Consider the following 3,513-nt stretch of genomic DNA (forward strand, 5'->3'; position numbering starts at 1 on the left):
ACGGTGTACGGCAACCAGGTTCCGGCTGACCTCGGGCATCCGGGCAACCAGTTCCTCGATCTGGGCGCTGCTGACCGCGTCTTCGGCTGTGGTGGCGGTGAAGACATCGGACAGGTCGGCCACCAACCGGGCGTCGGAATCGGAGGTGAAATAGTGCGACGGCAGGTCGAACCGCTCGGTGAGCGCCAGGAGCACCGGCACGGTGATCGGCCGCTGATCGTTCTCCAGCTGGTTGACGTAGCTGGTCGACAGGTCGAGCGCCTTGGCCAGCGCAACCTGGGTCAGGCCGCGTTCTTCACGTAGCCGCCGTAACCGGGCGCCGGAAAACATCTTCGCCACCGCAGACATGCTAGTCCCTGCGACGTTCACAACATTCGCAAACTGCACCAAATAAGGACACAAAATTACGCAGAAGCAGGGACTTTTCTTTAGCATGTGCTTTGCATAGTGTGCGGATTATGTTGATCCATTCGGTTCGGACGCACCGCAGCGCCGACGACTTCCCGCGCACCGAACACCTCGCCCACAAGATCGCGGAGGTGGCGGCCGACCCGGTCGCCGTACCGGCCGAGACCGAGGCCATGGTGATCAACCGGATCATCGACGACGCGGCGGTCAGCGCGGCCTCGGTGCTGCGGCGGCCGGTCACCACTGCCCGCCAACAGGCCCTTGCGCACCGAGCCCGGCCAGGCGCGACGGTGTTCGGCGTGGACGGCAGCCACTCGGCGGAGTGGGCGGCGTGGGCCAACGGGGTCGCGGTGCGCGAACTGGATTTCCACGACACGTTCCTGGCCGCTGAGTACTCCCATCCCGGCGACAACATCCCCCCGCTGGTGGCGGTAGCCCAGCAGCTCGGTGTGCGCGGCGCCGACCTGATTCGCGGCCTGGCCACGGCCTACGAGATCCAGATCGACCTGGTCAAGGGAATCTGTCTGCACGAGCACAAGATCGACCACGTTGCTCACCTGGGGCCGTCAGCCGCCGCGGGGCTGGGAACCATGCTGCGGCTCGACGTCGACACCATCTACCAGGCGATCGGTCAGGCGTTGCATCTGACCACCGCCACCCGTCAATCCCGCAAGGGGTCGATCTCCAGCTGGAAGGCGTTCGCTCCTGCGCTCGCCGGCAAGGTCGCCATCGAGGCGGTCGACCGCGCGATGCGCGGCGAGGGCTCGCCGGCGCCGATCTGGGAGGGCGAGGACGGCGTGATCGCCTGGCTGCTATCGGGTCCCGAGCACACCTACCAAGTACCGTTGCCCGCGCCGGGGGAACCCAAGCGTGCCATCATGGACAGCTACACCAAGGAGCATTCCGCCGAGTACCAGAGCCAGGCGCCCATCGACCTGGCCCGTCGGCTGCGCGAGCGCATCGGTGATCTGGACCAGATCGCGTCGATCGTTTTGCACACCAGCCACCACACCCACTACGTGATCGGCACCGGTTCCGGGGACCCGCAAAAGTTCGACCCCGACGCGTCGCGCGAGACGTTGGATCACTCGTTGCCCTACATCTTCGCCGTCGCGCTGCAGGACGGCACCTGGGACCACGAACGCTCCTATGCCCCCGAGCGCGCGCACCGGCCGGACACGGTCGAGCTGTGGCACAAGATCTCCACCGTCGAGGATCCGGAATGGACCCGCCGCTACCATTCGAACGACCCGGCCGAGAAGGCGTTCGGGGCGCGCGCGGAGGTGACGCTCAAGAGCGGCGATGTGATCACCGACGAGCTTGCCGTCGCCGACGCGCATCCGTTGGGCGCGCGGCCCTTCGGGCGTGAGCAGTACATCGGCAAGTTCACCAATCTCGCCGACGGGGTGGTGGAAGTCGCTGAGCAGCAACGGTTCCTGGACACCGTGCAGCGGGTCAGCGACCTGAAGGGCGGCGAGCTGGCCGCGCTGAATGTGCAGGTACTGCAAGAGGTGCTCGACAAGGCGCCGACAATTCCCTCGGGGATCTTCCGATGACGGGTTTGCTGGGCGCGGCATCCAGCGCCGCCGACAAGCGCGCTGCACTACGGGCCGGACTGAATTCCGGTCGGCTGCAACGCTTCCCGGGTGCATTCTCACCGCTGGTGGCCAAGCTGGTCGCCGAGATCGGCTTCGAGGGCGTCTACGTCTCCGGCGCCGTATTGTCAGCCGACCTCGGGCTGCCCGATATCGGCTTGACCACGCTCACCGAGGTGACTTCGCGCGGGGCGCAGATCGCAGCAGTCACCGACCTGCCGACGCTGATTGACGCCGACACCGGATTCGGTGAACCGATGAACGCCGCGCGCACCATCACCCTACTGGAGGACGCCGGGCTGGCGGGTTGTCATCTCGAGGACCAGGTCAACCCCAAACGCTGCGGGCACCTGGACGGCAAGGCCGTCGTCCCGACCGCAGAGATGGTCAACCGGCTGCGTGCGGCGTTGGCTGCGCGCCGTGACCCCAACTTCGTCATCTGCGCCCGCACCGACGCCGCCGGGATCGAGGGCCTGGACGCCGCGATCGAGCGGGCGCGAGCCTACGCCGACGCGGGCGCCGATCTGATCTTTACCGAGGCGCTGACCGGCCCCGCCGACTTCGAGAAATTCCGTGCCGCAGTGGATATTCCACTGCTGGCCAACATGACCGAGTTCGGCAAGTCGGAGCTGCTGAGCGAATCGCAGCTGACCGACATCGGCTACAACGTCGTCATCTACCCCGTCACTGCGCTGCGGTTGGCGATGTACGCCGTTGAGTCCGGCTTGCGCGAAATCGAAGCCAAGGGAACACAATCTGGCCTGCTGGGTCTCATGCAGCACCGCAAAAGGCTCTACGAGCTGCTGCGTTACGCCGACTACAACAAGTTCGACGACGAGATCTTCAACTTTAACGTGAAAGGGCCGAACCAATGACCGGAGTTGCTAGGGCCGAGAAGCCGAAAATCTACAAGGGCCTAGCCGGCGTCGTCGTTGACACCACCGCCATTTCCAAGGTGGTGCCGGAGACGAACTCGCTGACCTACCGCGGCTACCCGGTACAGGATCTGGCCGCCCACTGCAGTTTCGAGCAGGTCGCCTACCTGCTGTGGTACGGCGAGCTGCCGACCGACACTGAGTTGGCGTTGTTCAACCAGCGTGAGCGCGCCAGCCGTCGCATCGATCGTTCGCTGCAGTCGCTGCTGGCCAAGCTGCCTGACACTTGCCATCCCATGGACGTGGTGCGTACCGCTATCAGCTACCTCGGTGCCGAGGACCCGGAGGAGGACGACAGCACCGAGTCCGCTAACTTCGCCAAGTCGCTGCGCATGTTCGCGGTACTGCCGACGATCGTCGCTATCGACATGCGTCGCCGGCGCGGCCTGGCGCCGATTGCACCGCACAGTCACCTCGGCTACGCCGAGAACTTCCTGAACATGTGCTTTGGCGAGGTCCCTGAACCGGTCGTCGTCGAGGCGTTCGAGCAGTCGATGATTCTCTACGCCGAGCACAGCTTCAACGCGTCCACCTTCGCCGCACGGGTGGTGACGTCGACGCAGTCGGACATCTAC

General features: G+C 65.4%; 4 protein-coding genes. 3 read left to right on the forward strand and 1 reads right to left on the reverse strand.

Annotation, left to right across the window (positions count from 1 at the left end):
- Positions 1 to 348 (reverse strand): helix-turn-helix domain-containing protein (locus VEI45_RS02785; RefSeq protein ID WP_414687386.1); only part of this gene is annotated, 348 nt, incomplete at its 3' end.
- Between the two features lie 110 nt (positions 349 to 458).
- Here VEI45_RS02785 and prpD point away from each other — a divergent pair.
- From prpD to VEI45_RS02800, 3 genes are all read left to right on the forward strand, one after another.
- Positions 459 to 1,964, forward strand: a complete 1,506-nt coding sequence (prpD, locus tag VEI45_RS02790; protein WP_324849917.1) for a 2-methylcitrate dehydratase PrpD — start codon at positions 459 to 461, stop codon at positions 1,962 to 1,964.
- Positions 1,961 to 2,878, forward strand: a complete 918-nt coding sequence (gene prpB / locus VEI45_RS02795) for a methylisocitrate lyase (RefSeq protein ID WP_324849919.1) — start codon at positions 1,961 to 1,963, stop codon at positions 2,876 to 2,878. Before prpD ends, prpB begins: the two co-directional genes overlap by 4 nt.
- The coding region (locus VEI45_RS02800) for a citrate/2-methylcitrate synthase (protein ID WP_324849922.1) at positions 2,875 to 3,513 on the forward strand (639 nt) is incomplete at its 3' end. The genes prpB and VEI45_RS02800, both read left to right, overlap by 4 nt.

It is taken from the genome of Mycobacterium sp., assembly GCF_035623875.1.
Classification (GTDB): Bacteria; Actinomycetota; Actinomycetes; order Mycobacteriales; family Mycobacteriaceae; genus Mycobacterium.